12 protein-coding genes are annotated in these 18286 nt (G+C 44.1%); 9 read left to right on the forward strand and 3 right to left on the reverse strand.

Annotation, left to right across the window (positions count from 1 at the left end; translation table 11 throughout):
* Positions 1-10: 10 nt before the first annotated feature.
* The 3 genes from SEDOR53_RS0112125 to SEDOR53_RS0112140 all read right to left on the reverse strand — a co-directional run bounded on the left by SEDOR53_RS0112125 (position 11) and on the right by SEDOR53_RS0112140 (position 10430).
* Entirely contained in the window at positions 11-1429 is a 1419-nt protein-coding gene (locus tag SEDOR53_RS0112125) for a hypothetical protein (RefSeq protein WP_026769962.1), read from the reverse strand.
* Between the two features lie 17 nt (positions 1430-1446).
* Positions 1447-5151, reverse strand: coding sequence for a hypothetical protein (locus SEDOR53_RS0112130; RefSeq protein ID WP_037361184.1), 3705 nt, complete (start codon positions 5149-5151; stop codon positions 1447-1449).
* A 3602-nt stretch (positions 5152-8753) separates the two neighbouring features.
* Complete coding sequence (locus SEDOR53_RS0112140) at positions 8754-10430, reverse strand: Hint domain-containing protein (RefSeq protein ID WP_037361190.1); 1677 nt, start codon at positions 10428-10430, stop codon at positions 8754-8756.
* 664 nt (positions 10431-11094) lie between these two features.
* On the opposite strand from SEDOR53_RS0112140, the gene SEDOR53_RS0112145 reads away from it, so the two are divergent.
* The 9 genes from SEDOR53_RS0112145 to SEDOR53_RS0112195 all read left to right on the forward strand — a co-directional run bounded on the left by SEDOR53_RS0112145 (position 11095) and on the right by SEDOR53_RS0112195 (position 18079).
* Positions 11095-11748 carry a response regulator transcription factor gene (locus tag SEDOR53_RS0112145; protein WP_026769966.1) on the forward strand — a complete coding sequence of 218 codons (654 nt, stop codon included), beginning with the start codon at positions 11095-11097 and terminating at the stop codon, positions 11746-11748.
* A 245-nt stretch (positions 11749-11993) separates the two neighbouring features.
* Positions 11994-12497 carry a hypothetical protein gene (locus tag SEDOR53_RS0112150; RefSeq protein ID WP_026769967.1) on the forward strand — a complete coding sequence of 168 codons (504 nt, stop codon included), beginning with the start codon at positions 11994-11996 and terminating at the stop codon, positions 12495-12497.
* Positions 12498-13168: 671 nt separating this feature from the next.
* Positions 13169-13960: a sensor histidine kinase gene (locus SEDOR53_RS0112160; protein WP_026769969.1), complete on the forward strand. Its 792-nt coding sequence runs from the start codon at positions 13169-13171 to the stop codon at positions 13958-13960.
* Position 13961: 1 nt separating this feature from the next.
* Positions 13962-14609, forward strand: a complete 648-nt coding sequence (locus SEDOR53_RS0112165; RefSeq protein WP_037361193.1) for a response regulator transcription factor — start codon at positions 13962-13964, stop codon at positions 14607-14609.
* 357 nt (positions 14610-14966) lie between these two features.
* Entirely contained in the window at positions 14967-15392 is a 426-nt protein-coding gene (locus SEDOR53_RS0112175; protein WP_037361196.1) for a hypothetical protein, read from the forward strand.
* A 20-nt stretch (positions 15393-15412) separates the two neighbouring features.
* The gene (locus SEDOR53_RS0112180) at positions 15413-15982 is read left to right on the forward strand and encodes a globin family protein (protein ID WP_051348002.1); all 570 of its coding nucleotides are present in this window, start codon (positions 15413-15415) and stop codon (positions 15980-15982) included.
* 79 nt (positions 15983-16061) lie between these two features.
* Positions 16062-16610: a sigma-70 family RNA polymerase sigma factor gene (locus SEDOR53_RS0112185; protein WP_026769973.1), complete on the forward strand. Its 549-nt coding sequence runs from the start codon at positions 16062-16064 to the stop codon at positions 16608-16610.
* Positions 16611-16614: 4 nt separating this feature from the next.
* Positions 16615-17394 carry an anti-sigma factor domain-containing protein gene (locus tag SEDOR53_RS0112190; protein WP_026769974.1) on the forward strand — a complete coding sequence of 260 codons (780 nt, stop codon included), beginning with the start codon at positions 16615-16617 and terminating at the stop codon, positions 17392-17394.
* Between the two features lie 118 nt (positions 17395-17512).
* Positions 17513-18079, forward strand: a complete 567-nt coding sequence (locus tag SEDOR53_RS0112195) for a fasciclin domain-containing protein (protein WP_026769975.1) — start codon at positions 17513-17515, stop codon at positions 18077-18079.
* Positions 18080-18286: the final 207 nt, after the last annotated feature.

The following is an 18286-nucleotide window of genomic DNA, read 5'->3' on the forward strand; positions in this document are numbered from 1 at the left end:
CAGTGGCTGCTTAGTGAAACTGGTTAAGTCGGTTGAGGAATTGCAATTCACTTTGAACAGGTTGCTTAAGAGATGATGGGTTGCTTTTTATTCGAGCCGATACGGGAGCCGCATTAATTGACTTTTCTTCAGGCATTGGCTCGTGTTCCGCGGAGCTGAGTGTTACTGTAGGGCCTGTAAACAACGTGAGCGGTAAAGCCAGATTGGCGTAACCGCCTAAGAGAAAACTCCCGTTTGTCTGCGTTTCATATTGCCAGCAGGCAAAACCATTGATGGCGCCGCTTGATGAAACTACCCCTTGTGATGGGCTGGCTGTATTTGTAAGGCCCAGGTTATAAGAGAAAGTAGACCATCCATCAAAGTACCGGGTAGCAAAAGTATTGGTTAGGGTTTCGAATGAATAGGCTGCACTCTGGAAGAGTATCATACCGGTAACGGTACCCACACTTATATCCAAATAAGCAGTAAGCCTGTGCGAATTTTTTTGTACTAACCGGGGATCTCTTAAAATAGGCGTTGTTATTTTTGGAATGAAATAAGTCATTAATTGCAAGGAGGGATGCCGGTGTTTCTGGTAAGCACTAACAGTAAGTGTCCGGGATTTTAGCAGGCCTGAAAAGGTACTCACTACAGCTATTGCTTCAAAGCTTGCAGACTCAGATGATTTAACGGCAAACCCTGTTGCCCTGCTTCCATGGTGGGGAAGGGTGGTCATCTTGTTGTTGTCAAATACGGTAGTGCCGTCGGCGAAAAGCCTGTTTGTAGCCCCCATTGTAATATTTGTTGCGTCGCCACAAATCACATAAGAGGCCCCCGCGTAATAGAGACCGCAAACAAGGGATACGCGATTCTTTGCTTCTGCCGTTGCTCCATCCACGCTTAAATCACTGTCATCCCAATCCGGATCGGATGATAATACATTACCAACGATTTTATATACATAAACACTGTTGTCGGTACTATGCCATAAATTACCTGTATAACTTTTGCTTGTTGGTTCGTAATTGGTAGAATTACTGTAGATCGAAAAAATATTGTCAGAATCGCAAAGATTCTCATCCTCAATGTATTTAAGGATATTGAAAGAGTATTTCGTATAATTATCATAGTCACCTCCATAGATCACTTCCCTGACAACAGGTTTTGTTGTTTCCCAGATTTTATCAAGTACATATTTGGCAAGGCTGATATGGTCTTTGTCGCTATGTGAAAAAAAGATACAGTCGAACCCCGGCGTATCCATTGTAAGCACTTTTGTGGCGATATAATCCAGGTTGGTTTGCGTTTCATCGCTTTGTTTATCGCTTCCGCAATCAAAAAGAAGTGCATGTATCAGTTTAGGCGTACTGCTCGTGTTATAAATCTCCACAAAAGTACATTGCCCCTGTCCAACGTCTACTACGGTTACTTTTACAACGCCTGTTGCCATATTGTATCGTTTTTATTTCACCCGATGGGAGGCGTACGCCGGCCCGATTTTAAACGCCGCTGCACATGATCAGGTAGCGGTGTTGTATTTTCTAATAATAATGGATCTGCTGTTGTTTGTGCATCGTCTTTGCCATCGCTGTATGCTGCATACCAACCCAATGAACCTTTCGGGTTTCGCGGCTGTCCGAATAAAATGATGTTGTTATTGCCGGGAGGAAAACTCCATACCAATACAGATAACGAAAACTGCCGGAGTCGTAACAGGTACCCAAGCTCGTTTAGCGCTGTAGGATAGGTTTCGAACTGAAAATTCCGGAAGCCGATCTTCAATACGCCCTGTAAAGGGAAACTTCCGCCAAGGGCCGGTATGCCCGGCAACTTTAACCCGAGGTAAACGGGTATATCCGTTTGCGAAGCGCCTTTCATCCAGGCGGCGAGGATGGAAATTTTAAAACTATTACTACCAGTCAATGCACCGAATGTTCCGAGATCCAGCGTTAGTGCCAGTCCATACCAGCCAGGCACCATCGGCGTTTGCTCCAGTGGCGCTGCAACAGAAGTATAGCCCATGTCTTCCGGTGTTTGTCCGCTTGGCTTTTCGCCTTCCGCTGCAAGATTGGGGCTGGCAACCAATCCGCTGATGGTTAATGGGAAATTATTCATCAGTGAGGATGTCCGTTGATGACTGGCCACCATGTCGAATGCAGTATTGGATTCTTTTACCGTAAAGGTTTGTTGTTTCGGTGTAGCCAGTGAGAACTGCATGTTAATACCAAGTCCATTGTATCGCAGGAACCTGTCGTCGGTATCTTCGCCCGGACCAAAAGAGAACAGATCGAATGCTTCTATGCGCAGGAACCTGAAATTCCCCATCAATATAAAATTGGTGAGCACGTTTACAGAATTGGTAATTCCACCATTAACCACCTGTACCGATAATACTTCGATGTCTGTAAGCACCGTATCGTTGGCGTTGAAAATATTTTCCCCATTCAGTGCAAATGCATAGCAGGGGGCGCCGCCCACACGCTGGTAAGAGCCTTCAATGATCAGGTTATTTCCGCGTGCTGCTATTTGCTTGGTTAATGAAGATCCTAACAGGCTGTTAAGCATGAGTTCTACTTCGGCCGAGAAATCTACGAGGGCCGCATTGGCAAAACGCACCCGCAGCCTTGTTGTTTTAAAACCAAATGGAATGCTCTGTTCTGCATACAGGTCCATCGGGTCTTCATAATTGATCAGTCCGAATGCAGCCGTCTGTTGCAACTGGGGAACACCATTCAGCACATTGAAGGGCGTTTGTGAGAAACCGATATGATGTGCACAGAATTTGGTAAGGTCAATACCTGCTGTTAAGAATTTCAGGTCATCGGGCATCTCTGAAATATCCACCGGAGCATTCAGAAATAAGAAGCCGTTCCAGTTTTTGTCGTTGAGCACCGTATCGTAAAAAATGCGCAGGGGTTTGGCTGCATCGGGTGCCGCCGCCGCCTTACAAATATTTAATAATACCGTTTGAGTTTGAGACAGCGTTCCATTCTGAGGTGTAGCTACTTCGGGCCAGTACCAGCTGCTGGTATCATTGGCCAGGTCTATCAATGAACGGTTGCAGAATTTGGCAACCAGGAGTGTTGGGCTCTCGGCATCGGTACGCCAGGTACGGGGCGACAACTGGAAAGTCCATCCATCCATTTCCACTTTGAGTATGCCAGCCACTTTGAGAAAAGAACCGAGATCATTACCCGCAGCAGTGCGGATACAGTTTACAAATAACTCCTCCGTATCAAACGGCTGTGTGGCCCTGCTTACAGCCAGGTATACGGCATCAATAACAGCCTGCGTTACGCCCATCGCCAGCAGAAAGGGTTTGTCTTTTTCTGTCAGCTGGTACCGTACCGACGTGCCACTCATAAGCACGCCTGCGTTGGTTGCTACAAAAAACAATTGATTGTTCTGCAAAGCCTGCTTGAACATGCCTTCTACGGCTGTGAAGTCTACTTTGGGATAATTAGTGCCGGGCATATTACCCATGATGAGACCATCGAAATTTTTATAGTCGGGCGTCAGTTCAGCTACGAGTCCTTGTGGTGTCACACCCAGCGGATCATTCACGCTGCGTAAACGTCGTTTGGGTACTGGGAAGTTTTCCGCGTTGGCGGCATGGGCTGTTACACCATATTGTTTACTGATAAAATAATTACGGTAGGGGGCCAGGCTTGCATTTTCCATTTCACGTGCAAGTGCATTCTTATCACTGCTGAGCCCTTTGTAAATCCCTACGGGAAATACAACTGGCTGCTGTTGCACATTATAAGGAAAGGTAAAAGCAGGCATGGGATTGAAATCAAGGATATTGTCGGTACGATGATCGATACCAGAGAAGAGCGGCGCTTCGCGCGGTTGCGCATAATATACGGGGTTAACCACCTGGTTGTTGAGCGACATCACAGTGAGGTGTGAAGTAGTTGCCGCTCCTGTCAGTGCTTTAGATATATCGGGTGCCTGTGATTGCGATGGCGGAACATAAGGAATGAATGCCGGTTTGTTTCCCTGGAATATGATCATGTAACTGGCGCCATCGAGGTTTGTGTATTCCAACCCGGACAAACCCAATAATAATTGATTGGGCAGGGGTGTAGTTGTGCTGCGCTTACTCTTTTTTTGCGAAGGAGTGAGGATGGTTGCCTGGAATGCACCATCGGGACTTAAATGATAACGATATCCTTCTTCTGACAGGCTTTCCTGTACCGGACAATAGCCGAATACAAAACGTGCATCGGGGAATACCCCATTCGCTTTGAGTGGTGTTAACTGAATAGTGTATCCACGTGTGGTTCGCAGGAAACTTTCCTGTATGGGTGAAGCCGTTGTTCCCGCAGGAAATAAACTGAATGAAGTGCGGGAAGCTACCAGTGGCAGCAATGGATCGAACAGGATGCCCAGGTTAAGGGTTGCCGTTTGCCTTGCGAACACAGGCATGAACAATATTTTTGTTGCAGTTGCATAGGCCATAGCTGCCGGGTCGGGATCATCTCCATTAACAGGAGGAACTGGTTCATCATCAGAAGAGGTAGGTGCCGCTGCGTATTGCAAACCGATGTTGAGTGCTTTCCACAGATCGCACTGCTCCTGGCTGGAAGGTGCTGCAATAGTCATGCTGCTACTGAATGCACCAAGTGCTGTTCCGCTGAATGACAGCTGTGCTGTTGGAAAAGTATAGCCCCCTTCCGGGCCATTGAACACCCCGCCAGGAAAGCCTATACCGCCTCCGTTCTCATCGGTGATATAAGTGAGTGTACTCAATCCTGTCAGCGATAATTGGTAAGCGCCGATGTTAAAAGCTACGGATCGCATCAATTGCCAACTGATGTTGACACCTGTTCCGGTAGCTTTTGCAAAAGCTACCGTGATCTGCCATTGCAAATAAGACTGACCTGCATTGCTGATCCACACACAACGCACGATATCAGGCGGACCCAGATTTGGACGAAGTGCTGTTAAATCTGCTGCGAACTTTGTCCAGTCGGAAGGTATTTGATCTAGGAATAAATAAAAGCCACCGATGTTCTGCCACACTGTACTTGTACTGGCGCTGGTGCCCAGGCTACCAGGTGGATCTGCAAAGTATCCTGCCCAATAATTGACCAGTCCGGTATCTGCGAGTGTTGACAACACATATACGGAAGAGTTAACCTGGTTGAATACCGGAACAGCGCTCATGAATGGGTTAATATTTATCTGTGATAACCTGGTCGCCAGGCATTAATGGAACTGACATGGCATTCAACCCATTACCTGTTCCGTATACGGCTAAACCATTCCAGTCGACACACAATTCCAGTTGAGGTCCCAATGCTGTTGCTGAAGTTATACTGGTGATCGCCGGCACGATGGAACGGTAAACGCGAAGTTGTTTCAATACCGGTGAGGTGGATACCGGCCGTAAACCCAATTGTTCCAGCAGGTTGCCCAGGCTGGTACCCATAGGTACAAGTCGTTCGCTTCCATTCACCAATACTTTGATCACCACTTCTACAACAGCTCTGCCCCGGAAATACGCCGTAGGGTTATTGGACGGATCAACTGTTGTGCTTTGCAAACTGCTGTATTTGTTTGCAGCTACCAGTGTAAAATTCGATCCTGTCAGATTTGACCCACTGCCCCAGGGGCTACTGATGGCAGATGGAAAATACAGGCGATAGAAAGGCTGTATGAATTGCGGGTAATACAGGTCAACCGCTCCGGCAAGGCCGGCCTGAACGGAACCCGTAGAGGCAGCTGGTGATGAAACGGTAAGAGAGCCCTGCGAAGTAAGTGTATTAAAAAATGCATCGAACCCTGTACGCCAATTAGTGCCGGACAGATAGCTGCCTATTTCAAAATCGAGAATGGTAGCGCCTGCATAACCGTTGATCCAGGAAGGCAGTCCGCTTTGCGCAATGCCAATGTAGTCGCTTGCAGCTACCCTCAACACCATGCCCGGCCTGAGGTCTACATAACCCGCCCCCACAGTGGAAACTGTAGAGAATCCAAAATTGTAATAGAGTTGTTCTGCAAAAGTCTGTGGTAATGAACAGGCGATGGCCGACTGCACGAGCGAGATACCAAACGGCGTGGCGCCGGCAAGTGTGCCACCGGGAGGCGTTTCAATATTCTTCAGGAAATTGACATAGGCCTGTTGCAGAGCGGCACGGATAGCTGTAGTATCGAATGTCCAGGCCAATGGATCTGCTGCAATGGTTAGCTTATAGGGTAAAGCAGTATTTCCTGAAGGTTCAATCTTGAAAGGAGCTACTTCAATCGGTGTGGTGCCGAGTGCTCCGGATGCAGCACCCAGTTCGGGTAAATACAATACAATGGCCTGTGCTGTTGGGCCTGTGGTTGCAGTGCCGAGCGCCGACATGCTTTGTGCCGGATAGATATACGGATAGGCGGCAGAAGCCGGTTGCTGGCTCAGGAATAAGGCAGATGCGAATAGTTTAAGTGATGTTCCCGCAAGACCTGTTCCATTTTTCATAATGGGTTGTACATAGGCCGTGTATTCTTTCCCCGAGGCAGCCGTAATAGTGAACGAATCGCTGGTGGCACTGGTGGTATTGGTATACACTTGGTTGGCAGGCGTTGCATTGTCGTATACCGATATACAGTAGCATACAGCATCTGGCACCTGCTCCCACTCCACAGTTGTATTGCTACCAGTGAAGCGGACTGTGGAAACATTGGCCATATTCGTTGGCACCCATGCTTCATTAGAAGGAGGCCCTGTAATCGGAACACCGTTTGAAGTTCCGGTTGCCCTTACAGTATAACCGAGCAATGCTCCAAGCGTAAGCGCTGTTGTTAATGCAAAAGCGTTTGTTGGAATATTGGTTTGCGGATTGCCTTTTGTAAAATTGATATTATAGGCAATAGCATTGGCACCTGTAACAGCGGTCCAGTTCAGTGTAGCTATATTGGTAGTGGCTGCAGCAGTAGTTGCGTTGATAATGGGCGCTGTCAATAACGGACTGGCACTACAGGTGGCAGCCATAGACGGATCACACTGAAGTGTAACCGGTCCAAGTGAAATATTTACCATTGCCACCAGGTTGCCGGTATCCGGAATAGAAAGGGCGGCAAGCTGAATGGCACTGCGTGTAGCAGTTGTTTCGTTTCCACGATAAATAGTAGTAGCGCCGGATGCAATGATCGCACGATAGCTTACCGGTAATGTATTGGCTGCCGGAAGCGTGGCCGGTACGGTCCAGGTAATACCGATTTGTCCCTTTGTTGTAACCAATGAAGCCAGCAATGGCGGTGCAAACAGCGCATACAAAGTTTGTGCAGGGCTATTACCGCCGGTAATGCCGGTAGCAAAGAGTTGTATGGTTTGTGTTTTGGAGGTGTCGATTGCTGTTTTGGCAAACGTAAGTGTGGCAGTAGTGCCGGAAATGGTTTGCGTAGCTATAACAGTCGTTTCCTGTAAAACAGAAACTGTATAAGCAGTAACATTGGCAGCGCTATCAGGCAGGCGGTTCCAGGCAATATCCGCTCTCCATTGTGCGTTGTTTGCGGGATCGATGAGCAGGAGGGCGGATTGCAGTACAGGTGCGGTGGCCAGTAAAACGGCGGGCTTACTTGCAGGACCTGTTACTGTTCCATCGGCAGATACACTGCTGGCAACAACGCTTAGTCCAACCATTCCTTCTACATTGTACTTTGATGTACTATAGCTAAAACTCACCACGCCGCTAGTGGGTGCAACAGGACCGGCAAGTACTATATCTCCATCCATCAGGTAAGCTTGTGCGGAAAGACCTGTGGGGGTCGTTGCAATATTTGCCGTTACTTTTCCTGCTGTTTTATCAGCAACAACATTAGTTACCGTTGGCGCCTGCGTGATCAGGCTGAAGGACAAAGGTGTACTGCCAATATTATTCGCTAGAGTAGATAACTGAACGGTAATGTTTGACTGGCCATAAATATCCAGCGGAATATTGGCAGAAACAGGGCCTCCTTTAAAACTGGCAACAACCTGGTTGCTGGCAAGGACCTGTATGAGGCTGGAATCGGGGTTCACGCAACCGGCAATCGTATCGAGGTTCCAGGAAAGAGAAAGGCTTTTGCCATTGTAAACAGCTGCAGCAATTGTTTTAGCCGCTTGTGGTACGCTGGTGTAATTGCTGATCACGGTAGGAGGTCCCATGCTGAAAGGGGGTGCAAAAGCACCGCCTCCCGAATTGCTGGTGGGAATAATGGCTTGTGCATTGAAAGAGAATGGCGCAGTAAACCCGGTGGTGGTAACAGGTACAGATAACCTGTTACCCTGAGTTTGCGCGCTGCCAATATTCACATATACACCGCCTGATAGGGCGAATACATTTACCTGTGCACCTACCGCAACACTGCTTGCACCATAGGTTACCGTTGCATCAAGCGTAGTGCCATTGAAAGCGGCGCTACCTACCATCACTTCGGCAGCGGTTACGGGTGCAGATGCGATGGCACTGTTCCAGTCGATATTTTCAGGTGGTGTGCCCGACGGCACCCAGATGATATCGATCATATAAGACTCGGTGGCGGATAAAGGAAAAGACGGCTGATAGATAGCCGTCTTTACACTTGTACCGGGACCGGATGTAGCAGATATACCAATAACCACCGGGCTTGACGCCATCCGCAAGCGGATCACCAGCACGGGGTTGGTAACGCCGGCAGGCGTGGGTGATTGCGCCGGATCTGTCTGTAATGTTACACCTGTAGTACCTACGCCGGGAGGTGGAACGGAATAGGGGCTGGCATAAAACAGATTCTTGATAAGACTGTTGGCCATGAGTAGGGTATTAAAAGCGCTTGTGATGTAGTGCGGATGCATAATCAGTATGCAGTTCCTGTTTGATGCGCGGCAGCATGTATTCAAGATCATGGTGCGCTTCATTGCAATGATGGCGCATTGCCAGCTGATCACCGCAAAGGATTCCATTGGCATAATAGTTTGCCATATTGTGCGGAAAACTTTTTTCAGCTTGTTCTTTTATATTACCCAGTGCCAGGGCATAAAACATATCGTTGTAAGCAATCGCTTCAATGCTTTTTACCGTAGACATGCCTTCATCGGTCATTACTTTGTCGCCCGCAACAAGATGGCTGATACTTCTGCACTTATCCGCCGTCATAAAGACCATGTGGTTCTCGGTAGCAGTGATGCTTTTATCATTAGCGGTGGTGAGCCGGAATATCTCTTTGCGGGTGCCCGCTGCCGGATCGGAACTATGTCGCCCTAATGCGGTAGCGCATACTGCGAAACTACTTCCGTTAGTACCGGTTTTTACCCTGAAGGTTTCATTGATGGCTTCAATTGGTTTTTTACTACCATCTTCCAGCGTTACTAATGTGCCTTTGGCCAGGCAATGCCACCAGAAATACAGGTTTGGTATCTGCGTGCAATTGATAGATGGGTCTTCGGGTGTGTTTTTGCTGCAGACAAAAAATGGAGGTGCTGTAGCGCCGCCTTTTAATGGGATGCCATTAAATGCGAAATAGAAATAACTATCAATTTCGTTGCCCAGCGAAGTAGAGTTGTATACAATTGAGTTTGTTTGTTGGTAACCCTTTTGATCATAGGGAAATTCCCACTGCAAAACATTGGCAGGAGTACCCACTGAAAAAGCACCAATCATCTTTGCATCTGTGGTGTATTGGGTAGCTCTGGTGATTTCGACAGTAGAGCCATGTCCATTGTTTACAAAAATACTGGTACTGAGATCTGCAATGGTAAGGCTGGGCAAGTCAATAAGCCCGCTCAGCGCCACATTACCTTTAAAAGGAACAATGAGATAAGGATTGTTTTCATTGACAGAAGGTTCTATGAAGATATAGTCAGTATTGGATGGAAATGGAGAACCTGCTATTCTGCCCACTGCAATCCAAATGTTTACATTGCCTGTATGCTGAATCACAGGCATAGTAATATTAGCCTTGATGCCATCCAGCGCTACCGCAACTTTATTGGTATAACTGTAAAAACGAGTAGACCCGTCGGCATCTGTTGTGTGCCCCATGTAGAGAAGAGAGAGGTTTTTTCCGGCCGGCGCAGCGGTAGCGCTCCTGGCAGGACAAGCGAGAAAGCCTCTTTTCACCGCTGTATTCTCTCCCTGCGCCAGTAGTGCGCCGGTATCACTATCGAACACCATTAAATTGCCCCCTTTGATCAGGCTATCGTTGGATGAGCGTGACCAAACAGTGGCAGTAGCTTTTCCGGCAGTAGTTTTCCCTGCATCTACCATGCGTACATTGTCCACGCCAGGGGCTCCCTTATATGGACCTCCCGTGTTCAGTGCTTTATAGAGGTATGGGTAATTGGCCGGTGTTCTGCCGGCAGCATTGAGCATACTTTCAATGAATTTTCGATGTGTGGGATCTGAAGGGTTGAGGTAAGTAGTTGCCCCTTGTTTCGAAGCACGTTGAAATGCGAGTAACTCACCAGCTTGTTGTGTTGTTAGTGTTGGCAGAGATTTCATAAATAGAATTTTATGTCTGTGATTTTTGATTGGAACCGTATACTTTCCTTCAGATGAGAACAGAAACACCGGGAGGTCAGTTTTGTATTTTATACTCATTCATTGGATAGGATTTGATATGGAGACTGAAAACAAAAAACGCCGAACAAATTAGCACGAAAGACGACGATCTAATGGTTAGAAATTAATTTAAGCGCTCGATATTCTGCATTAAAAATCAATTTGTTACAGATTTTCTTTCGCAATGATTGATGCCATGCAACAATACAATCAAATTTTGACTGATACAAGGGGGAAAACCCCCTATTTGAGTGAATGAAACAGGATTTTTTTACTCATTTCGTTTCCCACTCTAAGTTTCGTAGATAAATTTGGATTTACTCTTTTTGATTTGATCGATGGGTGCCGTGTTCAAATTTGTTTGCAAATAGCAACCCATCTGGATGACATTATTTATCAATGATAATGTATGATTTATGGAATCAAATATTATCCCAGATAAAAGCCGGCTCTTTTGCAGCTTTCTCCGTAATTGTTGAGCTTTAAGGTGGCGACTGAAAGCGTTCGTTATTTAATTCAGATTTTATAGGTAGGCTCCGTTTTTAAGGGCCAATAAAACAAGTTAAAAGCCTTAATTTTAGTTTACTGAAACCAATGCTGCTCAATGATTAAGATTGCCTTAGTAGATGATCATCCGGTAACCAGAAGGGGTATCGCTATGCTGATTGAATCGACTGATGAAATTCAGATTGTAATAGAAGCAAGTAACGGGGCAGAACTTTTTAAAAAAATATCGGGCACCTGTATACCCGAAATTGTCCTTTTGGATATTTCAATGCCGGTAATGAACGGTCAACAAACCATGGAGAAATTGTTGTTGTCATATCCGGATATTAAAATTATCGTATTCTCTTTTTACAGAGAAGAGGATACGATCATCAACATGATTGTAAACGGTGCCTGCGGGTATATTAATAAGTCATCTGATCCTTCCATTATACAGAAGGCAATCGTATCAGTGCATAAATATGGTTTTTATCTTGGCGATCTTGTTAAAAAGGAATATTTCCAATTTCGAGAGCATTTTAATAAAAAGACAGGATTTTACGGCAAGAGTATTTTAACAAAGAAAGAAGTTGAATTTATTCAACTTGCCAGTACCGACTTGAGCTATAAAGAGATAGCTGAGAAAATGGGGGTTAGTTTCAAAACGGTAGAAAATTACCGGGACAGCCTGTTTCAAAAGCTTGACCTTAACAGCCGTCCCGTTTTGGTATTATATGGAGTCCTGAACGGAATGATCGCATTCTATCACTGAGATATTGCTTCCCCGATTATTTTTTATGTGTGCCCCCATTTATGGGGGTATTTTATTATCCCTGGAAACATTGTTTTTTTATTCCAATGACAGGGTAATATTTGTCACTCAAATCAGAAATTCTTGGCACACATTATATTATATATATGACACATGTGTAATTAATTGTTTTATAAATTATTGAAACTGTATTATTACAATGAGGTCGGATAGTTTGGTGGTATTATTCACCTAAACTAATTCCAATGACAACAGCACAAGTTCTTCAGAAAAGCGGGCGGTTGGTCGGAACCAAACATGTTGACCAACTTATCAGCCGTTACAAAAAAGAAAGATGGGTAGCCAACACCCAATTTTTGGGGAAACCCGATTCTTTAAGCACCTGGTTCGGTATTGAAGAAATCACACAGTTTCTTCGTTTAGCGTCCGAGCATGGGGCGGATGGCATTAAGGTCTACTATGGTGTTTACCCGGAGGATTTCGAAGGGGATATTGAGCTGCGGGGAAGGCAAACTGTGGTTCTGGTGGCTACAAAAGAGAAAAAGACTGAAAATGGTCTTTTTCATAAAAACCTCTATGTGCCTCATAAAGGTGGTGCCGAAATTCTGGCATTCAATTACGGGACAGCCTGTCCTCCCTTTTGTGGCGGAAACGATCCTCTTGGTACGGAAGGCATCCCTTTCGGGCTGGAAATGGAAAGAGTTGGACTGACCATTTTAGAGGACGAAAAGGGGATTAAAGTTATCTAGTTTCCGCCCTAAAATTGAGTAATTTGGCCCCGGCAAAACCGGGGCCTTTTTATGCATTCCATTAATCCTGATCTGTGGATCCTACTAGCTGCAATGATTATTGCTGTTTACACTACTTTCCAACGTAGACGGATTGAGCGCGTAATAATCTCAATGCTGTTGTGTTTTACTTTCTTTGTAGAAGCCGTCGGCACCTATTATGCCTGGCATAGTTGGAATAATCTTTTATTCATCAATTGCCTTTCAATAGTTGAATTAGCGCTGTATACTTCTTTTTTTTATGTAACATCTGAACCAGGCCTACAAAGAAAGTCAATTCTGTTTTCCGGCTTTTTCGTTGCGAGCATATGTATCACTGACATTTTTTTTATTACGGGATATAAAGCTTTTCACACCTATTCCTATGCCCTGTCTGCTGTTTGGCTGATCTTTGTGGGTTTGTGGAAGGTTAAAAATTTCCTTCAAAATGAGAAGAACGAATTGCTGCCACTAACAAAAGATTTTGTTTTCTGGGTTACTGTTGCGATTCTTTTCTTTTATACCGGATCTCTTTCAGTTGTTGTCGTCCTTAACAGTCTGACCAATTTCTCAAAGGAAATTGTAAGGAATATGCATATCTTATTACTCAATATAAACAGTCTTTACTATCTACTCCTGATAATCGCTTGCTTATGTCCAAAGAGAATCCCGAAATCCTTCTTCAAGCAGTAGTCACTCTTATTGTTGCTGTTTTTTTAATTGGGTTTATACTACTGGTTGTACGACTGATCCAAAGAGGGAAGAGGCTTCAGGAGGAGGAAATCAAGCGGTTTAAAGTAATTCATGAAAAAAAACTGCTTGAGACCCAGATAGAAACCCAGGAAGAGATATTGAAAAATGTCTCCATGGAAATACATGATAATGTCAGTCAGATTCTTCTACTGGCGAATGTAAATCTGTCATTATTTCAATTTGCTGAGACGCCGGAACAATCCTTTTCTCTTATAGCTGAATCTAAAAGACTGATCAGTTCCGCTATGGAAGATTTGTCAGAACTGTCCAGGAATATCCATAGTGACCGAATCAGCGAGATTGGAATAGATGAAGCCATACGAAATGAACTTGATTGGTTGTCAAAAAAAGGGGCAATCAAAACAATTTTTTTTGATGATACTAATGGTAAAACGATCACCCTACCGAATGAAACGCAACTTGTTCTTTTCCGAATGCATCAGGAGGCTATTAAGAATATTCTTAAGCATGCAGAAGCCAAGACGGTTAGCTATCTGTTCGAATCCGTTCCCGGTGGGATAACGCTTACTATTGAAGATGATGGTAAAGGGTTTGAGCCGGAGACCGTGAAAAATGGTATCGGGTTGAGGAGCCTGCATTCGCGTGCTGAGTTGATTAAAGGGTCTATACAGATAAAGTCCAGCGTTGCGGAGGGTACCCATATTTGTATCTTTATTCCATTTGCCGAATAGTATGAAAAGAAAAATATCTGTCGCAATTGCTGACGATCATTTGATGCTTCGCAAGGGGGTTGTCAGTTTATTGCGATTAGAGTATGATTTTCAGCTTTTGTTTGAGGCAGATAATGGAAGCCAGGTTGTCAGCGAACTGACCAACAGGAAGATACCGGATGTATTGATCCTTGACATCAATATGGGAGAGGGGAAGGATGGTTTTGAGACGGCGCAGTGGGTCACTAATCATTTTCCACAAATTAAAATCCTGGCATTGTCGATGTATCAAGACGAGACCTCAATATTGAAAATGATTCAGGCCGGCGCTAAAGGTTTTATTACTAAAAATGAAGACCCCCTGAATCTTATTTTGGCCATCCGCCAGGTATTTAACAACGAAGTGTATCTTCCTGCTGCATTATCCAAGAAGATATTCCAGGGGATTCAAGATAATGTTCTTGTGCCCGCGGGGGCTTCCCCGGTATTGACGGAAAGAGAAAGAAAGTTTCTATCACTACTACGCCTCTCATTCACGTATAAGGAGATTGCCGATAAAATGCATATAAGTCCGCAAACCGTCCATGACTACCGAAAGAATCTCATAAAAAAATTAGCAGTAAAAGGTAAAGTCGGTCTGGTGGTCTACGCGACAGAAAATGATATTTAACTTCATCATCTGAAGAAAAGTGGGCTCTATTGTTCTTTCTGTGGATGAAGTTTACAATAAAAAAGTATTTGGTTGATGGACAACGTTTGATACCTTTGCAATAGTTCTTTCAAACACATTTTTACCTGCGACGTAGGGCTTGAGTTCAGTGCCTGAGCTTATGCAAGCCGCTAGTTAATAATACTTTATAACTAATTTCGAATCTTGTCTTCCCGACTTCGCCCGCCATAGCTTCAGCGACGGCGGGCTTTTCTTTTTTATCTGCTTTCCAACATTTTTTTTCTTTCTGAATCTGCTCCTGCAAGATTTCCGTACATGTTTCATATTGCCATCACAATATTGAATAAATGTACACTTATGAAAAAGAACCTCTTCAGAAAAGCACTCAAGTACACATTGATTCTGCTATTCTTGTCTTTCGGAACGTTACTGGTACATATTTACCTGGTAACGAGGGTTAAACCGCCTGATAATAATACACTTATTATGGCTAGGATTGATATTAAACAGCCAATTGATCAGGAGGATGCAGCTAAAATAACAAATTGGATGTATGGCCAGAAAGGGATCGATCACGTATTGTGTAATACGCAGAACGGCATTGTCATATTTACGTTTTTCCCTATCACAACAAGTGGGGATGCCATTGTCGCCAACTTTAAAAAATCACTGCATTACAAAGCTGAAAGATATCTTCCTACACAGGAAGAAATGAGTGCCGGTTGCCCGGTAGCCGCTTCGGGAACAAATAAACTTTATAACTACATCAAAAAAAATCTTTAAACCACAAAAAAAAGTAACCAATGAAAAAGATGACAGTTTTTTTAGTTTTCTCTACCCTGTGCATTGCCTTTCTGGCGATTCAGGCTTGCTCCAAGAAAAACGATGCGATGGCAGCAGCACCCATGCCTACACTTTATGATTCTCTGGGGGGAACCACGCTGGTTGCAGATCCTAAACAGCAGGGTACCCAGATCGAAAAGGGGCGTCTGCTTATCCGTACGATTGTAGACAGTACAATCTTTGTTATTGCGGCAGATAGTAAGATCAATGGCTTTTTCAAAGTTCTACTGGCAGAAGTTACTTCAGGTAATACCAGTGGATTTACTGCATTGAGTAAAAACCTGACAGACTTTGTTTGTGTGGGTACCGGAGCAAAAAACTTTAGTTATGGTGGAAAATCAATGGTGGCTGCCCATGACCCTGCTCAAAATCCCAGGATGAATGGTAAAGCTGGGAATGCAGACATGGACCAGTTTGAGACAGATCTCTTTATGGGAGCCAATAAAGCCGGGGTGCCTTCCAATACACCAGCCTTGGTAAGCGTGGGAAAAATTGTTGAATCATTGCGGGGAGCAGTTGTTCAGAAATAATAAACATTATTCGCTCTAACTGAACATTTATTCCGAAGTTATCGGGAACTGCCATATATTTACTTTGAAAGTCCTGCTATTGACAGCGAACACGCAAAATACGGAAACAGAACTTGTTGCATCGCTAAAGAACAAAGATCGACAAGCATATAATTATCTTTACGATAATTATGCCGGAGCTTTATATGGTGTTATTATTAAAATACTGGATAAGCAGGAAGTGGCCAGCGATATATTGCAAGAAGTGTTCATTAAGATATGGCGTCACATTGACAGCTATGATGCCGGAAGAGGCAGGCTATACACCTGGATGTTGAATATTGCCCGTAATGCAGCGATTGATACATTGAGATCGTCGGGATACAACCAGGAAAAGAATACCCAGTATTCCAGTGATAACATGTCTGCACATGAAAGCAGGTTATCGATATCCATGAAGACCGATCATATTGGTTTAAAGCAATTACTGCTTGTTCTTAAAGAGGAGCACCGTCAGGTTATTGATCTATCATATTTTAAAGGCTACACGCAGGAAGAGATCGCGAAAGAACTTGACATTCCTCTTGGAACTGTAAAGACAAGATGCAGGAAAGCTTTGCTACAATTAAAGGATATAATGAAATCATAATGAATTGAATATCGAGGACTACATATCATCCGGGCTAATAGAAGCATATGTTTTAGGTGTGGCTTCACCTGAAGAAATGCATGAATTAGAGTTGATGGCATCTAAACATCCTGAAGTAGCTACAGCTATTTCGGAATGCCGAAAACAACTGGAGCAATATGCTACATTGTACAGTCAGGCGCCACCTGATGATATGAAAGAGCAGATATGGTCGGCTTTGCAGCAGGAAGAACTACCCGCAACAATAAGCAATCAGAGTAAACATAAGGATGCCTATCTTATTTCAGATACTAATAAGCCCGGCAGAGTTGCTTCAATGTATCATTTATACAGGGCTGTAGCTGTTGTATTATTAATTGCAAGTATGGTATTCAACTTGCTATTGTTGATGAAAGATCGTGCATCTAAACAGGAATTGGCCGGCCTGAAAGCAGAACAGGAAAAAATGAATCTGCTGTTAAGTCCTGCGGTAAAATCGATCCCATTGGCTGGGGTTGGTGCACATAGCGCTAATACCGTTATGTTGTTCTGGAACACGCAAAACAAAGAAGTCTATCTTTCTCTCAAAGACCTTCCCACCCCGCCAAGTGGCAAACAATATCAACTATGGGCTATTGTTGATGGCAAGCCAATAAATGCAGGCGTATATGCTTTAAATAGTAATGCATTCATACAAAAAATGAAAGTGATTGATCGTGCGCAAATGTTTGCAATTACCCTTGAAAAGCAGGGTGGTAGCGATCAACCTACTCTTACAGAAATGTATGTAGCCGGGAAAGTCTGATATGTCCTGATTTTTTTAGAAAGCAATATTCGTAATGAATATTGCTTTTTTTATTTCCGATGATAAAACCATCAAGATATTATCTGCGTAAATGAATATAATCAAATTAAAACCATTTATGAAATTATTGAAACACAAGTCCCTGTTGCTGATTGCAGTAACGATGATGACTTTCTCATTTAGCAATGCTTTTGCACAGGATAGCAAAGCAGTTATGGTAGGTGGTGCGCCAATGTATCCCACCAAAAATATTATTGAAAATGCCGTTAATTCGAAAGATCACACCACGTTGGTGGCGGCAGTAAAAGCTGCTGGTCTCGTAGAAGCGCTTTCTGGTGCGGGCCCTTTTACCGTTTTTGCACCTACAGATGAAGCCTTTCAAAAACTGCCTTCAGGAACAGTTGACAATCTTGTAAAGCCGGAAAACAAATCCACGCTCACTGCTATCTTAACCTATCATGTGATTCCCGGTAAGATGGACTCGAAAGAGTTGCGTAAGAAGATCAAAGAAGGACACGGAAAGGTGATGTTTACCACGCTTCAGGGAGAGCAATTGACTTTTGCAGAAAAAGGGAAAAAACTATGGGTAATTGATTCCAAAGGTAATAAAGCAGAAGTAACAATTGCAGATGTGTATCAGTCAAATGGCGTCATTCATGTGATTAACACTGTTTTGATGCCATAGTGTGTAATGATGTGAATAGGGAGGATATGTCGATGAGATGATCATTTTTCAATGGCTGGCAAATCAATACATTCAAATGCCGGACGGTTATTCACCGCCCGGCATTTGAATTTTAACTTTACTCATTTTGTATCCTTTTTATTTTTTTACCAATGTTGAATGCGTATTAATAAAGGTGTAATGGATTCGCCCTGAGTTTGTGCGGGC

Source organism: Asinibacterium sp. OR53, assembly GCF_000515315.1.
Classification (GTDB): Bacteria; Bacteroidota; Bacteroidia; order Chitinophagales; family Chitinophagaceae; genus Sediminibacterium.